Annotated in this window: 16 protein-coding genes and 1 pseudogene; 12 read left to right on the forward strand and 5 right to left on the reverse strand. The window is 72.6% G+C overall.

The window, feature by feature from the left end; genetic code table 11:
- The first annotated feature begins 21 nt into the window (after positions 1 to 21).
- Positions 22 to 1,095 carry a hypothetical protein gene (locus CP983_RS44505; protein WP_244364976.1) on the forward strand — a complete coding sequence of 358 codons (1,074 nt, stop codon included), beginning with the start codon at positions 22 to 24 and terminating at the stop codon, positions 1,093 to 1,095.
- Complete coding sequence (locus tag CP983_RS44510) at positions 987 to 1,730, forward strand: tetratricopeptide repeat protein (RefSeq protein WP_194535036.1); 744 nt, start codon at positions 987 to 989, stop codon at positions 1,728 to 1,730. The genes CP983_RS44505 and CP983_RS44510 overlap by 109 nt, the downstream gene beginning before the upstream one ends.
- Before the next feature lie 54 nt (positions 1,731 to 1,784).
- Here the strand turns inward: CP983_RS44510 and CP983_RS33920 are convergent, their stop codons facing one another.
- A complete protein-coding gene (locus CP983_RS33920; protein WP_150503830.1) occupies positions 1,785 to 3,077 on the reverse strand; it encodes a DUF1015 domain-containing protein in 1,293 nt (430 codons plus the stop codon).
- Positions 3,078 to 3,149: 72 nt separating this feature from the next.
- Between CP983_RS33920 and CP983_RS33925 the strand changes: the two genes are divergently transcribed.
- From CP983_RS33925 to CP983_RS33940, 4 genes are all read left to right on the forward strand, one after another.
- Entirely contained in the window at positions 3,150 to 4,178 is a 1,029-nt protein-coding gene (locus tag CP983_RS33925; protein WP_107909118.1) for an HAD hydrolase-like protein, read from the forward strand.
- A gap of 78 nt (positions 4,179 to 4,256) precedes the next feature.
- Positions 4,257 to 5,300 (forward strand): FecCD family ABC transporter permease, encoded by a 1,044-nt coding sequence (locus tag CP983_RS33930; protein WP_150503832.1) that lies wholly within the window; start codon positions 4,257 to 4,259, stop codon positions 5,298 to 5,300.
- Positions 5,301 to 5,344: 44 nt separating this feature from the next.
- The gene (locus CP983_RS33935; protein ID WP_150507033.1) at positions 5,345 to 6,391 is read left to right on the forward strand and encodes a FecCD family ABC transporter permease; all 1,047 of its coding nucleotides are present in this window, start codon (positions 5,345 to 5,347) and stop codon (positions 6,389 to 6,391) included.
- Positions 6,388 to 7,347, forward strand: a complete 960-nt coding sequence (locus CP983_RS33940) for an ABC transporter ATP-binding protein (RefSeq protein WP_150503834.1) — start codon at positions 6,388 to 6,390, stop codon at positions 7,345 to 7,347. Before CP983_RS33935 ends, CP983_RS33940 begins: the two co-directional genes overlap by 4 nt.
- On the opposite strand, the gene CP983_RS33945 is transcribed toward CP983_RS33940, so the two are convergent.
- Positions 7,331 to 7,678, reverse strand: a complete 348-nt coding sequence (locus CP983_RS33945) for an SCP2 sterol-binding domain-containing protein (RefSeq protein WP_107909122.1) — start codon at positions 7,676 to 7,678, stop codon at positions 7,331 to 7,333. The two genes, CP983_RS33940 and CP983_RS33945, sit on opposite strands and share 17 nt — an antisense overlap.
- Positions 7,679 to 7,720: 42 nt before the next feature.
- Here CP983_RS33945 and CP983_RS33950 point away from each other — a divergent pair, with 42 nt between their 5' ends.
- The 6 genes and pseudogenes from CP983_RS33950 (at position 7,721) to CP983_RS33975 (ending at position 13,964) form a co-directional block, all read left to right on the forward strand.
- Positions 7,721 to 8,041 carry a hypothetical protein gene (locus tag CP983_RS33950; RefSeq protein ID WP_125526990.1) on the forward strand — a complete coding sequence of 107 codons (321 nt, stop codon included), beginning with the start codon at positions 7,721 to 7,723 and terminating at the stop codon, positions 8,039 to 8,041.
- 7 nt (positions 8,042 to 8,048) lie between these two features.
- The gene (locus CP983_RS33955; protein WP_107909124.1) at positions 8,049 to 8,864 is read left to right on the forward strand and encodes a TlyA family RNA methyltransferase; all 816 of its coding nucleotides are present in this window, start codon (positions 8,049 to 8,051) and stop codon (positions 8,862 to 8,864) included.
- On the forward strand, positions 8,861 to 9,766 hold the full coding sequence (locus tag CP983_RS33960; protein WP_125526988.1) for an NAD kinase: 906 nt from the start codon (positions 8,861 to 8,863) through the stop codon (positions 9,764 to 9,766). The genes CP983_RS33955 and CP983_RS33960 overlap by 4 nt, the downstream gene beginning before the upstream one ends.
- 210 nt (positions 9,767 to 9,976) lie before the next feature.
- Positions 9,977 to 11,695, forward strand: a complete 1,719-nt coding sequence (recN, locus tag CP983_RS33965; RefSeq protein ID WP_150507035.1) for a DNA repair protein RecN — start codon at positions 9,977 to 9,979, stop codon at positions 11,693 to 11,695.
- 79 nt (positions 11,696 to 11,774) lie between these two features.
- A pseudogene (locus CP983_RS33970) lies at positions 11,775 to 12,565 on the forward strand (hypothetical protein).
- 262 nt (positions 12,566 to 12,827) lie between these two features.
- Complete coding sequence (locus CP983_RS33975) at positions 12,828 to 13,964, forward strand: glycosyltransferase family 4 protein (RefSeq protein ID WP_150503836.1); 1,137 nt, start codon at positions 12,828 to 12,830, stop codon at positions 13,962 to 13,964.
- A 7-nt stretch (positions 13,965 to 13,971) separates the two neighbouring features.
- Here the strand turns inward: CP983_RS33975 and CP983_RS33980 are convergent, their stop codons facing one another.
- The 3 genes from CP983_RS33980 to CP983_RS33990 form a co-directional block, all read right to left on the reverse strand.
- Positions 13,972 to 15,615, reverse strand: coding sequence for a PucR family transcriptional regulator (locus CP983_RS33980; RefSeq protein WP_150503838.1), 1,644 nt, complete (start codon positions 15,613 to 15,615; stop codon positions 13,972 to 13,974).
- A gap of 108 nt (positions 15,616 to 15,723) precedes the next feature.
- Entirely contained in the window at positions 15,724 to 17,103 is a 1,380-nt protein-coding gene (locus tag CP983_RS33985; protein ID WP_150503840.1) for an FAD-binding oxidoreductase, read from the reverse strand.
- A gap of 68 nt (positions 17,104 to 17,171) precedes the next feature.
- The gene (locus CP983_RS33990; protein ID WP_176577677.1) at positions 17,172 to 18,998 is read right to left on the reverse strand and encodes a glycoside hydrolase family 15 protein; all 1,827 of its coding nucleotides are present in this window, start codon (positions 18,996 to 18,998) and stop codon (positions 17,172 to 17,174) included.
- Positions 18,999 to 19,286: the final 288 nt, after the last annotated feature.

Consider the following 19,286-nt stretch of genomic DNA (forward strand, 5'->3'; position numbering starts at 1 on the left):
ACCGTCGCGACAACGACCGCGGTGGCGACCGCAGTCGCTTCCGTCGTGATGACAGCCGCGGCGACAGTCGCGGTGGATACGGCCGGCGTGACGACCGCCGAGACGATCGGCGGGACGACCGCCGCGACGATCGTCGTGATGACCGGCGTGACGGTGACCGTGGGCCCCGTCCCTCCTTCCGTCGTGACGAGCGGCCGAGTGGGCCGCGTCGGGACGACCGGGATCGTGACCGTGGGTTCCGTCGGGACGGCGACCGTCCGTCCTTCCGTCGTGACGACCGGCCGAGTGGACCGCGTCGGGACGACGACCGCGGTGGATACGGCCGGCGTGACGACAGGCGCGACGACCGCCGGGGCGATGACCGGGACCGTGGCTTCCGGCGGGACGACCGCCGTGATGATCGCCGCGACGACCGTCGGGATGACCGGCGTGACGATCGGCGTGATGACCGCCGGGACGACCGTGGTGGCTTCCGGCGTGACGATCGCGACCGTGGCTTCCGGCGCGATGACCGTGGTGACCGTGGTGGTTTCCGACGCGACGACCGTCGCGATGACCGCCGTGACGACCGGCGCGACAGTGACCGTGGCGAGCGCGGCGATCGTGGTGGTTTCCGGCGTGATGACAGCCGCGGGGACCGCGGCGACCGTGGTGGTTTCCGGCGTGATGACAGCCGCGGTGACCGTGGTGACCGTGGTGGGTTCCGGCGCGACGACCGTCGCGATGACCGCCGTGACGACAGGCGTGACGATCGGCGCGACGACCGTCGGGACGGTGACCGTGGCGAGCGCGGTGGGTTCCGTGGGCGGGACGACCGCGGTGGCCGCGGGCCTCGTCGGGACGACCGTGGTGGGCGTCCCGGAGGGTTCCGTGGGCGTGACGACCGGCGGGACGATCGCCGCGATGACCGTCGGGACGACCGGCGTGGTGGCGGGCGGTTCCGGGACGAGCGGGACCGTGACCGGGACCGCGAGCCGATCAAGCGGCTGCCGATCCCCGAGGACGTCACGGGCGACGAGATCGACAAGGACGTACGGCAGGAGCTTCAGAGCCTGCCGAAGACGCTCGCGGAGGACGTCGCCAAGAACCTGGTGATGGTCGCGCGGCTCATCGACGAGGACCCCGAGGGTGCCTACGGCTACTCCAAGGTGGCCCTTCGGCTCGCGTCGCGTGTCGCCGCCGTACGAGAGGCGGGCGGGTTCGCCGCCTATGCCAACCAGAAGTACGCGGAGGCGCTCGCCGAGTTCCGGGCGGCCCGGCGGATGACCGGTGGCGTGGAGCTGTGGCCGCTGATGGCCGACTGTGAGCGTGGGCTCGGGCGGCCGGAGAAGGCGCTGGACATGGCCGGGGCTCCCGAGGTGCAGAAGCTCGACAAGGCCGGGCAGGTCGAGATGCGGCTCGTCGCGGCCGGCGCCCGGCGTGACATGGGGCAGCTGGACGCGGCCATCGTGACGCTGCAGAGCCCCGAGCTGGCCTCCAACTCCGTGCAGCCCTGGACCGCACGGCTTCGGTACGCCTACGCGGACGCGCTGCTCGCCGCCGGGCGGCAGGGTGAGGCGCGTGAGTGGTTCGCGAAGGCCGTCGAGGCCGACAAGGACGGCAGCACGGACGCTTCCGACCGGCTCGCGGAGATGGACGGTGTGGAGTTCGTCGACGCCTTCGAAGGGGACGAGGACGAGGGTGACGAGCGGGAGGCTCGCGGCGAGGCCGACGAGGACCGCGACGCGTAGCGGCGAGTGACGTGAGGGGCGGGATCCGGCAACGGGTCCCGCCCCTTTCGCGTTCTAGAGGTCCAGTGCGCGCAGGACCAGGCCGGACGCCGGCTTCGGGCCGAACGACGTCGACTTGCGGGGCATGGTGACGCCCTGGCGGGCGAGGTCGCGTACGACGTCCTCGCGGACGGGGTGCATCAGGACTGCCGTACCGCCGTCGCGTTCCGCCTTGGCGACGGTGGCGGCGGTGTCGTGGATGTACGCGATGCGGGTGGGGTCGTCCTCGGGGACGTGCCAGACGTGGGCGAGGAGCGTGGCGTGCAGGACCGTCGCGTCCAGGGTGCGCCAGGCGGTGGGGCGGTCGGCGGGGACCGTGCGGGCGAGGAGGTCCGCGTCCGGCTGGTCGACGAGGTGGAAGGCGCCGTCGCCGGCGATGAGGAAGGCGTTCCCCGCGCAGGCCGCGTCGGCCAGGGTCTCCAGTGCCGCGGCGAGCGGGACTTCGAGGCGGCGGACGTGGAAGAGGCCGTCGAGGGCGGCCAGGGCGTCCGGTACCGGCACGCCGTGCAGCAGACGGTGGATGGCGCGCACGCGCAGGGGGTAGCGGGCCGTGTCGACCAGGAGGACGAGGCCGTAGTCCCAGGCGCTCGGTGAGCCGTGCTCCGCGCGTAGACGTCGATAAGTCGCCCAGCGGTGATGGCCGTCGGCGATCAGGGCCTGGCGCCGGGCCAGGTCCGACTGGATGCGGTCCAGGTCGGCGGGGTCGGTGATCGACCACAGGCGGTGGCTGAAGCCGTCCTCGGTGGTGGTCGCGAGCAGCGGCGGGCCCTCGATGGTGCGCTCGATGACGGAGGACGTGTCGGCCGCCGTGCCGTTGCCCCGGTAGGTCAGCAGCAGGGGTTCGAGGTTCGCGGACGTGGCACGCATCAGGTCCGCCCGGTCGGCGACCACGTGCGGCATGACGTCCTCGTGCGGCAGAACCAGGCCCTCCGACGGCTCCGACACCCGCAGGGCGCCGATGACACCGCGTTGCAGCATGCCCGCGCCGTCGCGCTGTTCGTAGACGTAGAGACCGGGGTCGGTGTCGGTGGTCAGTACGCCTTCGGACAGCCAGCGGTGCAGGGTGCGCGCCGCCTGTTCGTTGCGGGCGGCCGGTGTGTCGGCCTGGGGCAGGATCAGCCGGACGATGTTGTGCGGGTCCGAGTCCTGGAGGTGGTGCAGGCCGTCGGGGCGGACGACGACGTCGTACGGAGGGGATGTCACGGCGGCCAGGCTGCCGACCCGGTCGGGGTCGTAGCGCAGCCCTCGGAACGGGGTCAGTTCGAGGCCTCGGCGCGCCGTTGCTTCCGGGTGACCTGCTGTGTTCATCCCGGCATCGTACGGGTGTCGGTGGCATGGGGGATGATCGGGGGAAAGCCGTCGAACGAGGAGCGATGCCAAATGAGCCAGAGCGTCAGGACGAGCCCCTCGGGCAGTGGCCGGGCCCTGAGCGAGGCGTACGACACGGCGCTGCTCGACCTCGACGGTGTGGTGTACGCGGGCGGGAACGCGATCGTGCATGCCGTCGAGTCGCTCGCGGCGGCGCGGACGGGCGGGATGCATCTCGCGTACGTCACGAACAATGCCCTGCGGACGCCGGACGTCGTGGCCGCTCATCTGACGGCACTGGGGATACCCACGGGCGCGGACGACGTCATCACCTCGGCGCAGGCGGCCGCGCGGCTGATCAGCGAGCAGGTGCCGGAGGGCGCGCGGGTGCTCGTCATCGGCGGCGAGGGGCTGCGGGTGGCGCTGCGCGAGCGCGGCCTGGAGCCGGTCGAGTCGGCGGACGACGATCCGGCGGCGGTGGTGCAGGGGTTCGGCGGGCCGGAGCTGGTGTGGGGGCGTTTCGCGGAGGCGTGCTACGCCATCGCGCGCGGGGTGCCCTGGTTCGCGTCGAACACGGACCTGACGATCCCGGGCGCCCGCGGGATCGGGCCGGGCAACGGCGCGGCGGTGGAGGTCGTTCGGATCGCCACCGGCGCCGAGCCGCAGGTGGCGGGCAAGCCGTTGCCTCCCATGCACCGCGAGACGATCCTGCGTACCGGCGCCGAGCGGCCGCTGGTGGTGGGGGACCGGCTGGACACGGACATCGAGGGCGCGTTCAACGGAGAGGTCGACTCGCTGCTCGTCCTGACCGGCGTGACCGACGGCGCCCAGCTGCTCGCCGCGCCGCCGCAGCACCGGCCGACCTATGTCGACGCCGATCTGCGCGGGCTGCTCACCGGGCAGCCGGAGGTCGCCGGGCAGGGAGAGGGTTTCCGGTGCGGCGGCTGGACGGCGACCGCGCGGGCTGACCGGCTGGAACTCGACGGTGACGGAACGCCCTTGGACGGCCTGCGGGCGCTGTGCGCGGCGGCCTGGACCGCGGCCGGCGACGGCTCGTACGCCCTGGATTCGGGGAAGGTGCTGGCGCGGCTGGGGTGGTGAGCCGCAGGACAGCCGCGGTGTGAGGGAGCACATGCAGCGGGATCGTGGCTGGTTGGGAGGGTAGGCTAACCTAACTGCGTGTTGGTTGACAGTCCTCCCGAACAGCGCGCGGAGTCCGTGTCCGCGCCACCAACCCGACGGGCGACACGTGCCGTTGGGTTGCTCGTCTCTGTCCTGATCCTGCTGGCCGTCGTGTTGGCCAGTATCGCGATCGGGGCGAAACAGCTGTCCCTGGGGGAGGTCTGGCACGGGCTCTTCGAGAGTTCGGGCACCTACGGCGACGTCGTGGTCGGCGACCGGATCTCGCGCACCGTCCTCGGACTGCTCGCCGGCGCCGCCCTCGGGCTCGCCGGTGCCGTGCTCCAGGCGCTCACCCGTAACCCGCTGGCCGACCCCGGTCTGCTCGGCATCAACGCGGGCGCGTCCGCGGCGGTCGTCACCGCCATCACCTTCTTCGGCATCACCAGCCTGAGCGTCTACGTCTGGTTCGCCTTCCTCGGCGCCGCCGCGGTCGGGGCGATGGTCTGGTTCCTCGGCGGCAGCCGGGGCGCCACACCGGTCCGGCTCGCGCTGGCCGGCACGGCGATCAGCGCCGCGCTCTACGGCTATCTCCAGGCCGTGATGATCATGGACAGCGCGGCGCTGAACAGGATGCGCTTCTGGACGGTCGGTTCGCTGACCTCGGCGACCGACTCCACCATCAAGCAGGTGCTGCCGTTCCTCGTGGCCGGCATGGTCCTCGCGCTCGCTCTCGCCCGGCCGCTCAACGCCATGGAGATGGGCGACGACACCGCCAAGGCGCTCGGCGCCAACCTGAACCGCACCCGGGTGCTGTCGATGCTCGCGGCCACCGTGCTGTGCGGTGCCGCGACCGCCGCGTGCGGGCCGATCGTGTTCGTCGGCCTGATGGTGCCGCACGTCGTGCGTTCCTTCACCGGGCCCGACCTGCGCTGGATCCTGCCGTACGCGGCCGTGCTGTCGCCCGTGCTGCTGCTCGGCGCCGACATCATCGGCCGGATCGTCGCCCGGCCCTCAGAGCTCCAGGTCGGCATCGTCACCGCGATCCTCGGCGGACCGGTCTTCATCTTTCTCGTACGACGGCGGAGGACGGCCCAGCTGTGAGGACCGCAGTGAAGAGCGAACCGAAGGCCGACGCGCCGGACGCGGTGAAGTCGACCCGTGCCAACCGTGCCGTACGGACCCCGGGCGGGCTCTCCGTCCGCCTGGACGTGCGGGCGCTGACCGTCGTCCTGCTGTTGCTGCTGGCCGGGCTCGCCGCGAGCGTGCTGCTGATCGGCACCGGCGACTTCCCGATCGGGGCCGGCGACGTCCTCAGGACGCTGTTCGGCGGGGGCGACGCCGGGCAGGAGTTCATCGTCAACGAGTTGCGGCTGCCGCGTGTGCTGGTCGGGCTCCTGGTCGGGGCCTCGCTCGGCCTCGGCGGCGCGCTGTTCCAGGCGCTGTCCCGCAACCCGCTGGGCAGCCCGGACATCCTCGGCCTCGGGCAGGGCGCCACGGCCGGCGCGCTCGTGGTGATCGTGCTGTTCTCCGGAGACGCGGGCCAGGTCACCGTCGGCGCGCTCGTGGGCGGACTGGCGACCGGTCTCGCCATCTATCTGCTCGCCTGGAAGCGGGGTGTGCACGGCTATCGACTGGTCCTGGTCGGTATCGGCATGTCCGCGATCATGACGGCGGTCAACGGCTATCTGCTGACCAAGGCCGACCTGGTCGACGCGGCCCGCGCGGTCGTGTGGATGACCGGCTCGCTCAGTGGCCGTGACTGGGCCCAGGTCTGGCCGCTGCTCGCCCTGTGCGGCCTCCTCGTGCCGCTCGTCCTCGCCAACGCGCGCGGGCTCAGGATGATGGAGATGGGCGACGACGTGTCGTACGCCCTCGGGGTGCGCGTCGAGCGCGTACGGCTGCTGCTGATGCTGGCCGCCGTGCTGCTCACCGCGGCGGCCACCGCCGCCGCCGGTCCCGTCAGTTTCGTGGCGCTCACCGCCCCGCAGCTCGCCCGGCGCCTGACCCGCTCGCCGGGGCCGAACCTGCTGCCCTCCCTGTGCATGGGCGCCGCGCTCCTCGTCGCCGCCGACTGGATCTCCCAGCGGGTCTTCGGCGCCGACCAGATGCCCGTGGGCGTGGTCACGGGCGTGCTCGGCGGCGTATATCTGCTGTGGCTGCTGGTCACCGAGCGCAAGGCGGGCCGGATATGAGCGCCGGCGACAACAAGAGCAGCAAGAGCAGTCACGGCCTCAGCAGCGGGCCGAACCACCGAAGGAGCACTGTGAACCGCCTGTCCGCCGACAACGTCACCCTCGCCTACGACCAGAGGGTCATCGCCGAACAGCTGTCGGTGGAGATACCCGACAACTCCTTCACCGTGATCGTCGGCCCGAACGCGTGCGGCAAGTCCACCCTGCTGCGGGCGCTGTCGCGGATGCTCAAGCCCAGCCAGGGCCGGGTGCTCCTCGACGGCCAGGTCATCCAGTCGATGCCCGCGAAGAAGGTCGCGCGCACCCTCGGGCTGCTGCCGCAGTCCTCGATCGCGCCCGACGGGATCACCGTCGCCGACCTGGTGGGCCGCGGCCGGTACCCGCACCAGGGGATCCTGCGCCAGTGGTCGACCGAGGACGAGCGGGTCGTCCAGGAGTCGATGGAGCAGACCGGCGTCGCCGAGCTCGCCGATCGCTATGTCGACGAACTGTCCGGCGGTCAGCGCCAGCGCGTGTGGATCGCGATGGCGCTCGCCCAGCAGACGCCGCTGCTGCTGCTCGACGAGCCGACGACCTACCTCGACATCCAGCACCAGATCGACGTCCTCGACCTGTGCGCCCAGCTGCACGAGGAGCAGGGCCGCACGCTCGTCGCCGTGCTGCACGACCTCAACCACGCGGCCCGCTACGCCACCCACCTCATCGCACTGCGCGGCGGGGCCGTCATCGCCGAGGGCGCGCCGAACGACATCGTCACGGCCGAGCTGGTCGAGGAGGTCTTCGGGCTGCGCTGCCAGGTCATCGACGACCCGGAGACCGGTACGCCGCTGGTGGTCCCGGCGGCGCGCAAGGCACGAGAACAGGTCAAGAAGGAGCAGGGCACGAAGGACCGGGCCGAGCGGGAAGCCGCCGAGGTGGCCCAGGGCGACAAGGTGGCGGCTACAGAAGCTTCCTGAGCAGCAGCAGGTCGCGCATCCCCGCGTGCAGCTTCACCCGGCCCGCGCCCCAGGCCTTGGCGAAGTTCAGCTCGCCGGCCACCAGGGCGACCAGATCGTCGCCGGTCATGCTCAGCCTGATCTGGGCCTTCTCGCGTGGTGGGCCCTGAAGTGTGTCGTGGACGTGGATCCGGCCGCCCGCCATGCGGCCGGCGAAGGTGACGTCCAGGTCGGTGATGTGGCAGCTCACCGAGCGGTCCAGGGCCGCGGCCGAGCGGGCGTCCCCTTCGGCGCGCTGCATGTTGTCCGAGAGCTTTTCGAGTGCGGCGCGGCACTCCTCAGTCGTGGCCATCGCGATCGACGGTACCCCAGCGGTTCGGGGTAGCGTCTGGGCATGAGCGACACGGTTCCGGAGACGCAGATCCCGGTGGCGCAGGCCGAGGCGGAGACCGCGGCCGAGGACGCGACCGGGCTCGCGGCCGAGCCCGAGTACGACCCGGCCGCCCCCGCCCCGCTGAACGTTCCGCGCGTGCCCACCGGCGATGCCGAGGTGGACGCCCGGCTGGAGCGCCTCGGTGATGCCGACCACCTCGCCACCGACGGGCACCTGGAGGTGTACGAGGATGTACACCGGGGGCTGCGCGACGCGCTGACCGCGCTCGACGCCCGCCCGGGACCTCCGGCGCCCCCGTCGATGCCTGGGATGAGGAGCTGAACCGAACGTGGCAGGAGTCGCACGCCGCCGTCTTGACGCGGAGCTGGTCCGCCGGAAGCTCGCGCGTTCGCGTGAGCACGCCAGCCAGCTGATCGCCGCCGGACGGGTGACCGTCGGCAAGACCGTCGCGACCAAGCCGGCCACCCAGGTGGAGACCGCGGCGGCGATCGTCGTCCAGGCGGACTCCGGCGATCCCGAGTACGTCTCCCGCGGCGGGCACAAGCTCGCGGGCGCGCTGGAGGTCTTCGTGCCCCGGGGGCTCGAGGTGCGCGGGCGGCGGGCGCTGGACGCCGGCGCGTCCACCGGAGGCTTCACCGACGTGCTGCTGAGGGCCGGAGCCGCGCACGTCGTCGCGGTGGACGTCGGATACGGACAACTCGCCTGGACTCTCCAAAGCGATGAACGCGTCACCGTCAAGGACCGTACGAACGTACGCGAGTTGACGCTCGAAGCGATCGATGGGGAACCAGTGGATCTTGTCGTGGGGGATCTGTCCTTCATCCCGCTCGGCCTGGTGCTGCCCGCCCTGGTGCGGTGCGTGAAGCCGGACGCCGATCTGGTGATGATGGTGAAGCCGCAGTTCGAGGTGGGGAAGGAACGGCTGGGCAGTGGGGGAGTCGTACGGAGTCCGCAGCTGCGGGCGGAGGCCGTGCGCGGTGTCGCCGAGAAGGCGTGGGATCTCGGGCTCGGGGTGAACGGGGTCACGGCGAGTCCGTTGCCCGGACCCTCCGGAAATGTCGAGTACTTTCTGTGGCTGCGTGCCGGGGCGCCCGCTCTGGACCCGGCCGACGTTGACCGAGCAGTGGCGGAGGGGCCGCGTTGATGCAGAACTCAGCTCGTACTGTTTTTCTCCTCGCCCACACGGGGCGGCCGGCGGCCATTCGCAGCGCCGAACTGGTGGTCAAGGGACTGCTGCGGTCGGGGATCGGCGTGCGGGTGCTGTCGGCGGAGGCGCAGGACCTGCCCCTGCCGGACGAGGTGGAACTCGTCAAGGAGGCGACCCCGCAGTGCCTCGACGGGTGCGAGCTGCTCATCGTGCTCGGCGGCGACGGGACGCTGCTGCGCGGCGCCGAGTTCGCGCGGGCGTCCGGGGTGCCGATGCTGGGCGTGAACCTCGGGCGTGTCGGGTTCCTCGCGGAGGCCGAGCGGGACGACCTGGACAAGGTTGTCGACCGGGTCGTCACCAAGGCGTACGAGGTCGAGGAGCGGATGACGGTCGACGTCGTCGTGCACAAGAACGGCGACATCGTGCACACGGACTGGGCGCTGAACGAGGCGGCCGTGCAGAAGGCCGGCGCCGAGAAGCTCCTCGAGGTCGTGCTGGAGATCGACGGGCGGCCGGTGACCGGGTTCGGGTGCGACGGCATCGTGCTGTCCACGCCGACGGGGTCGACCGCCTATGCGTTCTCCGCCGGCGGGCCTGTGGTGTGGCCGGAGGTCGAGGCGCTGTTGATGGTGCCGATCTCGGCGCACGCGCTGTTCGCGAAGCCGCTGGTGACCTCGCCGGACTCCGTGCTCGCCGTGGAGGTGTTGCCGCACATCCCGCCGGGGGTGTTGTGGTGTGACGGGCGGCGGACCGTGGAGCTGCCGCCGGGGGCGCGGGTGGAGGTGCGGCGGGGGGCCGTGCCGGTGCGGCTGGCCCGGTTGCATCACGCTTCGTTCACCGACCGGCTCGTGGCGAAGTTCGCGTTGCCGGTTTCCGGGTGGCGGGGCGCGCCGCACTAGCGGTTCGTAGGGGGGTGTGGGGAATTCACGGCGGCTGCGGGTGGTCTGTGGTTGCTCGGGCAGTTCCCCGCGCCCCTGAAGGCGTTGCACTCGCCTGGGTGACAATGTGCCCGCGATACACATTCGTCACCTGCACCTTCACATCACTGACCCGGGGGCCGTCGCATCCCCGGCCCCTGACCTCGTAAGGTCGTGTCCGTGTTGGAGGAGATGCGGATACGGTCGCTCGGAGTCATCGACGACGCGGTCGTCGAGCTGTCGCCGGGGTTCACCGCCGTGACGGGCGAGACGGGTGCGGGCAAGACCATGGTGGTCACGAGCCTGGGGCTGCTGCTCGGCGGGCGGGCGGACCCGGCACTCGTGCGGATCGGGGCCGAGAAAGCGGTCGTGGAGGGGCGGATCACCGTCCCCGCGGGCACCTCGGCCGTGGTGCGGGCCGAGGAGGCGGGGGCGGAGCTCGACGACGGTGCGCTGCTCATCAGCCGTACCGTTTCCGCCGAAGGGCGGTCCCGGGCCCACCTGGGCGGGCGCAGCGTGCCCGTGGGGATGCTGGCCGAGCTCGCCGACGAGCTGGTGGCCGTGCACGGGCAGACCGACCAGCAGGGGCTGCTGAAGCTCACCCGGCAGCGGCAGGCGCTCGACCGGTACGCGGGCGACGCCGTCGCCGTGCCGCTCGCGAAGTACGGCGAGGCCTACCGGCGGTTGCGGGCGGTCGCGGTCGAGCTGGAGGAGATCGTCACGCGCGCGCGTGAGCGGGCTCAGGAAGCCGACATGCTGCGGTTCGGGCTCGACGAGATCGCCGGTGTCGAGCCGCGCGCGGGCGAGGACGTGGAGCTCGCCGAGGAGGCCGAGCGGCTCGGGCACGCGGAGGCCCTGTCGTCCGCCGCCACGGCCGCTCACGCCGCTCTCGCCGGGAATCCGGAGGACCCCGAGGGCATCGACGCGGCCACGCTCGTCGCGGGCGCGCAGCGGGCCCTGGACGCCGTCCGCGCGCACGATCCGGCGCTGGCGGCGCTCGCCGACCGGATCGGGGAGATCGGGATCCTGCTGGGCGACGTCGCCGGGGAGTTGGCGGGATACGCCGACGACCTCGACGCCGATCCGCTGCGACTCGCGGCCGTCGAGGAACGGCGGGCCGCGCTGAACACGCTCACACGCAAGTACGGCGAGGACATCGCCACCGTGCTCGCCTGGGCCGAGCAGGGCAGCAGCCGACTGACCGAACTGGACAGCGACGACGACCGGATCGGCGAGCTGACCGCCGAGCGGGACGGGCTGCGCGCCGAGCTGGGCGGGCTGGCGCAGGCGCTGACGGACGCGCGCACGGAGGCGGCCGAGCGGTTCGCCGCCGCGGTGACGGCGGAACTGGCCTCGCTCGCGATGCCGCACGCGCGCGTGTCGTTCGCCCTGCGGCAGACCGAGGACCCCGAGGGCGTCGAGGTCGACGGCCGTACCGTCGCCTACGGGCCGTCGGGCGTCGACGAGGTCGAGCTGCTGCTCGCCCCGCACCCGGGGGCGCCGCCGCGGCCCATCGCCAAGGGTGCCTCCGGCGGTGAGCTCTCGCGTGTGATGCTGGCCGTGGAGGTCGTGTTCGCGGGGACCGATCCCGTGCCGACGTACCTCTTCGACGAGGTCGACGCCGGTGTCGGCGGCAAGGCGGCCGTGGAGATCGGGCGCCGGCTCGCCCGGCTGGCGAAGACCGCGCAGGTCGTCGTCGTGACGCACCTGCCGCAGGTCGCCGCGTTCGCCGACCGGCAGTTGCTCGTCGAGAAGACCAACGACGGGACGGTCACCCGCTCCGGCGTGAAGGTCCTGGAGGGCGAGGAGCGGGTCCGCGAGCTGTCCCGGATGCTGGCGGGCCAGGAGGACTCGGAGACCGCGCGGGCGCACGCCGAGGAACTGCTGGAGACGGCTCGGTCCGACGGCTAGGGGAGGCCGTGGCGCGAGACGCCGGCGTGATCCGGAGGACACCCACGGGCCCGCGCCCCGGGGCCCGTAGGGTGGCCGGATGATCAGGCAAGGCGTTTCGCTCGGGCTCTCCGCCGCCCTCACCCGTGCCACCGCCGGTGCCCTGCGCGCCAAGGCCCCCGGTGGCCGGGAGCGCTGGGAGCGGAAGAACTACGCGGGGCGGAAAGTGGAGTTGTACGCCGGTCCCGCCTCGGCGCTGGCCGTCGCGGTCGGTGCGGGGCGGGTGTCGCCGGCCGCCGGGGTCGCCGTGGCGGCCGCCGGGATCTGCGGGGCATACGACGACATCGCCGGGGCGGATGACGCGCGACGCGGCTTCCGGGCGCATCTGCGCGCCCTGCGGGACGGCGAAGTCACCAGCGGGGCCGTCAAGTTGCTCGGGATCTCGGCCGCCGGGCTCGTCGCGGGCGCGTTCCTGAAGGAGCGGCCGCTGGACAAACTCCTCGCGGGGTCGTGATCGCCGGTGCCGCGCACTTCGTGAACCTCGTGGACGTACGGCCCGGTCGGGCCGCCGCCGCGGTGCTTGCGCTCGGCGCGCCGGGACTGTTCCGGGCCGGAGCCGGTGCCGAGATCGCCGCCACCGCCATGGGCGCCGCCGCGGCCGTACTGCCCGACGACCTCGGTGAACGGGCGATGATCGGCGACACCGGGGCGCATGCGCTGGGCGCTGCCCTGGGCGCCGCAGTCGTTGCCGGATGGGGGTCCCCCCGCTCGAGCGGAGCCGAGAGTGGGGGAGGCCGCGCGGGACTTCTCGCGCATGCCGCCGCTGTCGTGGCCGCGGCGGTGTACGGGGACAAAGTGAGCGAAACGGTACGGGTGTTGGGCGGGACCTGAACCGCAGGGGCTCGGCTCGTTGAGACATGCGCCACGCGCGCGTGTTCGTGCACAACGGCCACCGCGACTCACTCGTGCAGGTGACTCCGGCCGCCGCGTTGCCCGCCCTCGTACTCCCGACGGTCCCGGAACACCCGTGCGTCCTGGCATCCTTGGCGTAAACACGTCGTACGCGAAGGGATCCTCGCGGTACACCCCCTCCGCCCGATCCTTCTGTACGTTCTTCGTGACCGTCCCACCCACAACCAGGAGCCCCGGCCACGTGACCCCCGTGAGCAGCCACTCACCGCACGGCCAGTCGTCACTGCGCACCGTGCAGGTGCTGGGCGGCGGCAACGCAGGCAGCAGCGCGCATGTGCGATCGCTGGCCTCGGGGCTGGTCGCGCGGGGCGTGCGGGTCACCGTGTGCGCCCCTGTCGAGGCCGATCGCGCCTACGACTTCACGGGCGCCGGCGCCGAACACGTACATGTGCCGCGCAGCAGCGATCCGGCCTCCGTGGCCGCGCTGCGGGCGGTGTGCGCGGACGCCGACCTGGTGCACGCGCACGGGCTGCACGCCTCCTTCCGCGCGGTGCTGGCGCTCAGCGGTCGGCGCACTCCGCTCGTCGTCACCTGGCACGACCGGGCGTATGCCGAGGGTGCCCGCGCCCATCTCGTGCGGCTGTTGGAGCGGCGGGTCGTCAAGGCCGCCTCCGTCGTCCTCGGCACCACCTCGGCACTGGTCGACCGGGCCCGCCGCACCGGTGCCCGGGACGCGCGCCTCGCCGCCGTCGCCCTGCCGGGCCGCCGGCCGGAGGTCGAGAAGGACGACCCCGACCGGCGCCGGCCCAAGGTGCGCGCCGAACTCGGTGCCACCGGAAGGCCGTTGCTCATCGCGGTCGGCTCGCTGGAACGGCATCGCGGATACGGCGTACTGCTGGACGCCTCGCGCGCGTGGCGCAAGCTCGACCCCGCCCCGTTGCTCGTGATCGCGGGGGAGGGGGCGCTGCGGGCCGGGCTCCAGCGCCGTATCGAGGACGAGGAGCTGCCCGTGCGGCTCATCGGGCGCCGCGACGACGTCTCCGAGCTGCTGGCCGCCGCCGACATCGCGCTGCTGTCCAGCAGTTGGGAGTCACGGTCCGTCCTCGCGCAGGAAGCCCTGCACGCGCGCGTGCCGCTCGTCGCCACCGATGTCGGCGGAATGTCCGAACTCGTCGGCGACGCCGCCGAACTCGTCCCGTACGGCGATGCGGGCTCCCTCGCCGGCACCGTCGTACGACTGCTCGCGGACCCCGAGCGGCAGGACCTCCTGCGGGAGCGGGGTGTGCGGCAGGCGGCGACCTGGCCGACCGAGGACGAGACGGTGGCCCAAGTGCTCAGCGTCTACGACGAGTTGACGCAGCCCCGGCCCATGATCTGAGCGGACGCTAGGCGACGTGCCGTCTGGCCCGCAGTGCCAGGCTCAACGCCAGTACCGTCTGCGGGTCGTCGAGGTCGGTGCCGAGCAACTCGCCGATGCGGGCGAGGCGGTTGTAGAGCGTCTGCCGGTTCAGGTGCAGTTCGCGGGCCGTCTCCGCCTTGCGGCCCGCGTGCGCCAAGTACGTCTCCAGCGTGGGCAGCAGCGGCGGCTTGGAGCGGTCGTCGTGGTCGCGCAGCGGGCCGATCGCGCGGTCCACGAAGGCCGCCAGGTCGGGATGGTCGCGCAACCGCCACAGCAGCAGGTCGATGTCCAGCCGACGGGCGTCGTACCAGGGGCGGTCCGCCAGGCCCTGCGCTGCCGTCGCCGTCTCCGCCGCGTGCCGCAGGCCCGCCGAGGCCGCCGTCCAGCCGCCCGCGACGCCGACCACCACGACCGGCGGCCGGGCCCCGGGACGCTGGATCCCGGCCCGCTCCACGCCCGCCCGCAGCGCCATCGCGACCCGGTCCGCGACCGCCGGCCGCTCCGTCTCCGCACGCAGGCCCACCAGCAGCGGCACCCGGCCCTCCACCGGCCGCACGCCCAGCAGCACCGGCACCCCCACCGAGGCCAGCTCCTCGCCGACCGCGCGCGCCAGCACCGCCCAGCCGCCACCCGGCGACAGCACGTCCCCGAGCCGCATCACGACCGGCAGCAGCGGGCCGTCACCCGGCTTGAAGCCCAGCACCCGCGCCTGCGCCGGGGCGTCCTCGGCGGCGACCCGGCCCTCCGCGAGGTCGGTCAGGAAGTCGCCCCGCCCGCGCGCCGCCAGCTCCTCCTCCTGGCGGGCCTGCATCAGCACCACGGCGAGGATGCCCGCGGCCCGCTCGGCGGCCATGCGGTGCACCGGCGCCAGCGGGCCCAGCACGGGCAGCAGGACGATACGGCCGCGCACCGACCCAGCGCCCTGGCCGCCGCCCGGCACGTCCACCAGCACCGAACCCGTGGGCGGCGGCGTGTCCTTGTGCTGCCCCCGCAGCCCCTCCCACACCTGCAACGGGTCCGCGCCCTCGGGGCCGGCGCCGGCCGCGTACAGCAGCCGCCCGTCGGTGGCCTCCAGGAAGACCGGGTTGCCGCTGAAGTCCGCGAGGATGCCGAGCACTTGGGGCACCCCACCGCCGCCGAGCAGGGCCTCGGTGCAGCGACGGTGCACCTCCTCCGCCCGTTGCAGCAGCGCGTAGTGGCCGTTGACGATCTCGGTGTGGATCTCCTCGGTGACGGTCACGAAGGGGACCTGGCGATGCAGCTGGACGAGCGGCAGTCCGGCCGCGCGGGCCGTGTCGACCAGGGCCGCGGGCAGCCGGGTGAAACGGGCGCCCAGCTCGATGACCAGCGCCGCGATGCCGCGCTCGGCCAGGGTGCGCACGAACGCGCGCTGGTCGGCGGGGCGGGTGCCGAGACCGTAGCCCGTGGTCAGCAGCAGTTCCCCGCCCTTGAGCAGGGAGGCGATGTTGGGCACCTCGCCGGCGTGCACCCAGCGCACCGTCCGCCCCAGCCGGTCGGCGCCCGCGAGGATCTCGGGCAGCCCGCTGCGCAGACCGGGCAGCTCCAGCGCCCGCCGGACGGTGATCCCGGCGCCGTGAGTGTCGAATCCGCTGTTCGTCGCGCTGTCCATAGGCGGACGCTACCTGTGCGAATGGCCTCCTGACACCTCCGAGGACGTTCATCGGGAGGGGCGGACGGACGCCGATGCCGCCGGCGGGCGCCCGAGCCGGCGAGCCGGTCAGGCCGGCCTGATGTTGTGGTTGAAGCGGAACACGTTGTCCGGGTCGTAGCGGCGCTTCAGATCGGCCAGGCGCCGGGTGTTCTCCGGGCCCAGGCCGGCGACGACCCGCTCGGCGCCCTCGTCGCCGATGAAGTTGAGATAGACCGCGCCCGTGCTCCACGGCTGTGCCGCCGCTCGCACCTCGCGGACCCAGCTCACGCAGCGCTCGTCGTCCGCAGGGTCCTCCCAGATCGCGAAGGGGTGTACGGCCCAGGGCGCATCCCGGTAGGGCACGGGGTACTCGTGCGGGCCCGCCGCGATCGCCCCGCCCTGCGGGAACAGCACATGGATGGTGCCGGTCGCCGGCATCGCATCGCCCCCGGCGCAGAACGCGTCCAGGTAGGAGTCGGGCGCGCTCGTCAGATACTCCGCCGACCAGTAGTTACGCATCCCCGGCGGATCGTCGAGCATGCACTGGACGTCGGCGTACGGCATCGCCCCGACGATCTCCGACTCGTGCGGCAGCGCCAGCAGGGGCTCGGCCAGCTTGCGCATGTCCTCCTCGGGCCCGGCGTACGTCAGCAGCGCGCCACACAGGAGCGAGCCGACCAGGTGCGGCGGTACGAACTCCTCGGGCGGGCCGGTGAGATAGAGCACGCCGCCGCTCGCCTCGTCGGGGGCAATGGTGATCAGCTCGCGGTAGGTGCGGGTGACCTCGGGGCCGAACTCCGGGAGGTACAGCACCAGCGCGATGGAGAACTCGGGCAGCTCGTGGAGCTTCAGGGTGAGCGCGGTCGCGACACCGAAGTTGCCGCCTCCGCCGTGCAGGCCCCAGAACAGCTCCGGGTTCTCGTCGGCGCTCGCGTGGACCCGCTCGCCGTCCGCCGTGACGAGTTCGACGCCGACCAGGTTGTCGACGGCCAGCCCGCACCAGCGGTCCAGCCAGCCGGAGCCGCCGCCGAGGACGAAACCGCCGACCCCGGTCGTGGAGGCCCGGCCGCCGGTCGTGGCGAGGGCGTGCGGCTGGCAGGCGCGGTCCAGGTCGCTCATCGTGGCGCCGCCCGCGACCCGTACCGCCTCGGCCGCGGGATCGACGCTCACCGCGCGCATGTGCCGCAGGTCGACGACCAGTCCGCCGTCGTTGACCGCCGTGCCCGCCACGCTGTGCCCCCCGCCGCGCACCGCGATGTTGAGATCGAGGTCCCTTCCGAACCGCACGGCCCGCACGACGTCGTTCTCGTCCACGCACTGGGCGATGACCGCGGGCCGGCGGTCGATCATCGCGTTGAAGACCGTGCGGGCCTCGTCATAGCCCGCGTCCGACGGGGCGAACACGTCGCCGACCAGATCCTCGCGCAGCGCGGCGAGGGCCGCGCCCGCCTTCGATGGGGAGGCCATGAGGGCGCCCCCTTTCGTGCAGGGGCTGATGCATCCCAGCGTAGGCAGGCTTCGGCCGGCGGTCCTGTTCAGCCGCCGTAGGCCCCCGAGGCCGTCAGGCGCAGCGCGGTGTCGATCAGCGGGACGTGGCTGAAGGCCTGCGGGAAGTTGCCGACCTGGCGCTGGCGCACCGGGTCCCACTCCTCGGCCAGCAGACCCAGGTCGTTGCGCAGCGACAGCAGCCTCTCGAACAGCTTGCGGGCCTCGTCGACGCGGCCGATCATCGCCAGGTCGTCCGCCATCCAGAAGGAGCAGGCGAGGAAGGCGCCTTCGTCACCGGACAGACCGTCGACGCCCTCGTGCTCGCCCTGCGTCGGGTAGCGCAGGATGAAGCCGTCCGAGGTGGACAGCTCGCGCTGGATCGCCTCGATGGTGCCGATCACGCGCTTGTCGTCCGGCGGCAGGAAGCCCATCTGCGGGATCAGCAGCAGGGAGGCGTCCAGCTCCTTGGAGCCGTACGACTGCGTGAACGTGTTGCGTTCCTTGTCGTAGCCCTTCTCGCACACGTCCCGGTGGATCTCGTCGCGCAGTTCCTTCCAGCGCTCCAGCGGGCCGTCCGCGTCGCCGGACTCGATCAGCTTGATCGTGCGGTCGACGGCGACCCAGGCCATCACCTTGGAGTGCACGAAGTGGCGGCGCGGGCCGCGCACCTCCCAGATGCCCTCGTCCGGCTCCTGCCAGTGGTCCTCCAGGTAGCGGATCAGCTTCAGCTGGAGCAGGGAGGCGTAGTCGTTGCGGGCCAGGCCCGTCATGTGCGCCAGGTGCAGGGCCTCGGTGACCTCGCCGTAGACGTCCAGCTGGAGCTGGTGCGCGGCGCCGTTGCCGACCCGGACCGGCGCGGAGTTCTCGTAGCCGGGCAGCCAGTCCAGCTCCGCCTCGCCGAGCTCGCGCTCGCCGGCGATGCCGTACATGATCTGGAGGTTCTCCGGGTCGCCCGCGACTGCCCGCAGCAGCCACTCGCGCCACGCGCGGGCCTCCTCGCGGTAGCCGGTGCGCAGCAGCGAGGACAGGGTGATCGCCGCGTCGCGGAGCCAGGTGTAGCGGTAGTCCCAGTTGCGGACGCCGCCGATGTCCTCGGGCAGGGACGTCGTCGGGGCGGCGACGATGCCGCCCGTCGGGGCGTAGGTCAGCGCCTTGAGGGTGATCAGCGAGCGGATGACCGCCTCGCGGTAGGGGCCGTGGTACGTGCAGTGCTCGACCCACTCGCGCCAGAAGTCCTCCGTCGCCGTCAGCGACAGCTCCGGCTCGGGCAGCGCCGGGGGCTGCTTGTGCGAGGGCTCCCAGGAGATCGTGAACGCGATCCGCTCACCCGGGGCGACCGTGAAGTCCGAGTACGTCGTCAGCGACTTGCCGTAGGTCTCGGCCTCCGTGTCGAACCACACCGAGTCCGGGCCCGCGACGGCGACCGTACGGCCCTCGTGCTTGTGCACCCAGGGCACCACCCGGCCGTACGAGAAACGCATCCGCAGCGTCGAGCGCATGGGCACCCGGCCCGAGACGCCCTCCACGATCCGGATCAGCTGGGGCGCGCCGTCACGCGGGGGCATGAAGTCGATCACCCGGACCGTGCCGCGCGGCGTGTCCCACTCGGACTCCAGGATCAGGGAGTCGCCGCGGTAGCTGCGCCGGGCCGCGGTGGGCGGCGGGGAGTCGGAGGCGTGCGCGGGGCCGAGCCGCCAGAAACCGTGTTCCTCGGTGCCCAGCAGTCCGGCGAAGATGGCATGCGAGTCGAAGCGGGGCAGGCACAGCCAGTCCACTGTGCCGTCCCGGCAGACCAGCGCGGCGGTCTGCATGTCTCCGATGAGTGCGTAGTCTTCGATGCGCCCGGCCACGTGCAACTCCAGTCGAACGGCCACGTCACCCCCTCTTGGGAACAAGGGGGCTCTCGCTAGTGCGGTCAAGGGGTGTTGTAAATCGTCGTTGAGCGGTGAAGCAAAGCAGCCGCTTCGGCCGTGAGGCAAAACGACTGTCGTTTCTCGACAATCTCTGCTCAACGAACTGACGAGCTCTCGTTGTTCCGGAGGCTACGGGCGAGGGGTGGTGCCGTGTTACCGGCCGGGCTCGGCAGCGAATGTCCGAGCAGGATACGACGCACGTAGATGATCTGCGTGCCGCTCCGGGCAACCCGGGTCCGCCGAACGGGT

Origin of the sequence: Streptomyces chartreusis (genome assembly GCF_008704715.1) — a bacterium.
Lineage (GTDB): Bacteria > Actinomycetota > Actinomycetes > Streptomycetales > Streptomycetaceae > Streptomyces > Streptomyces chartreusis.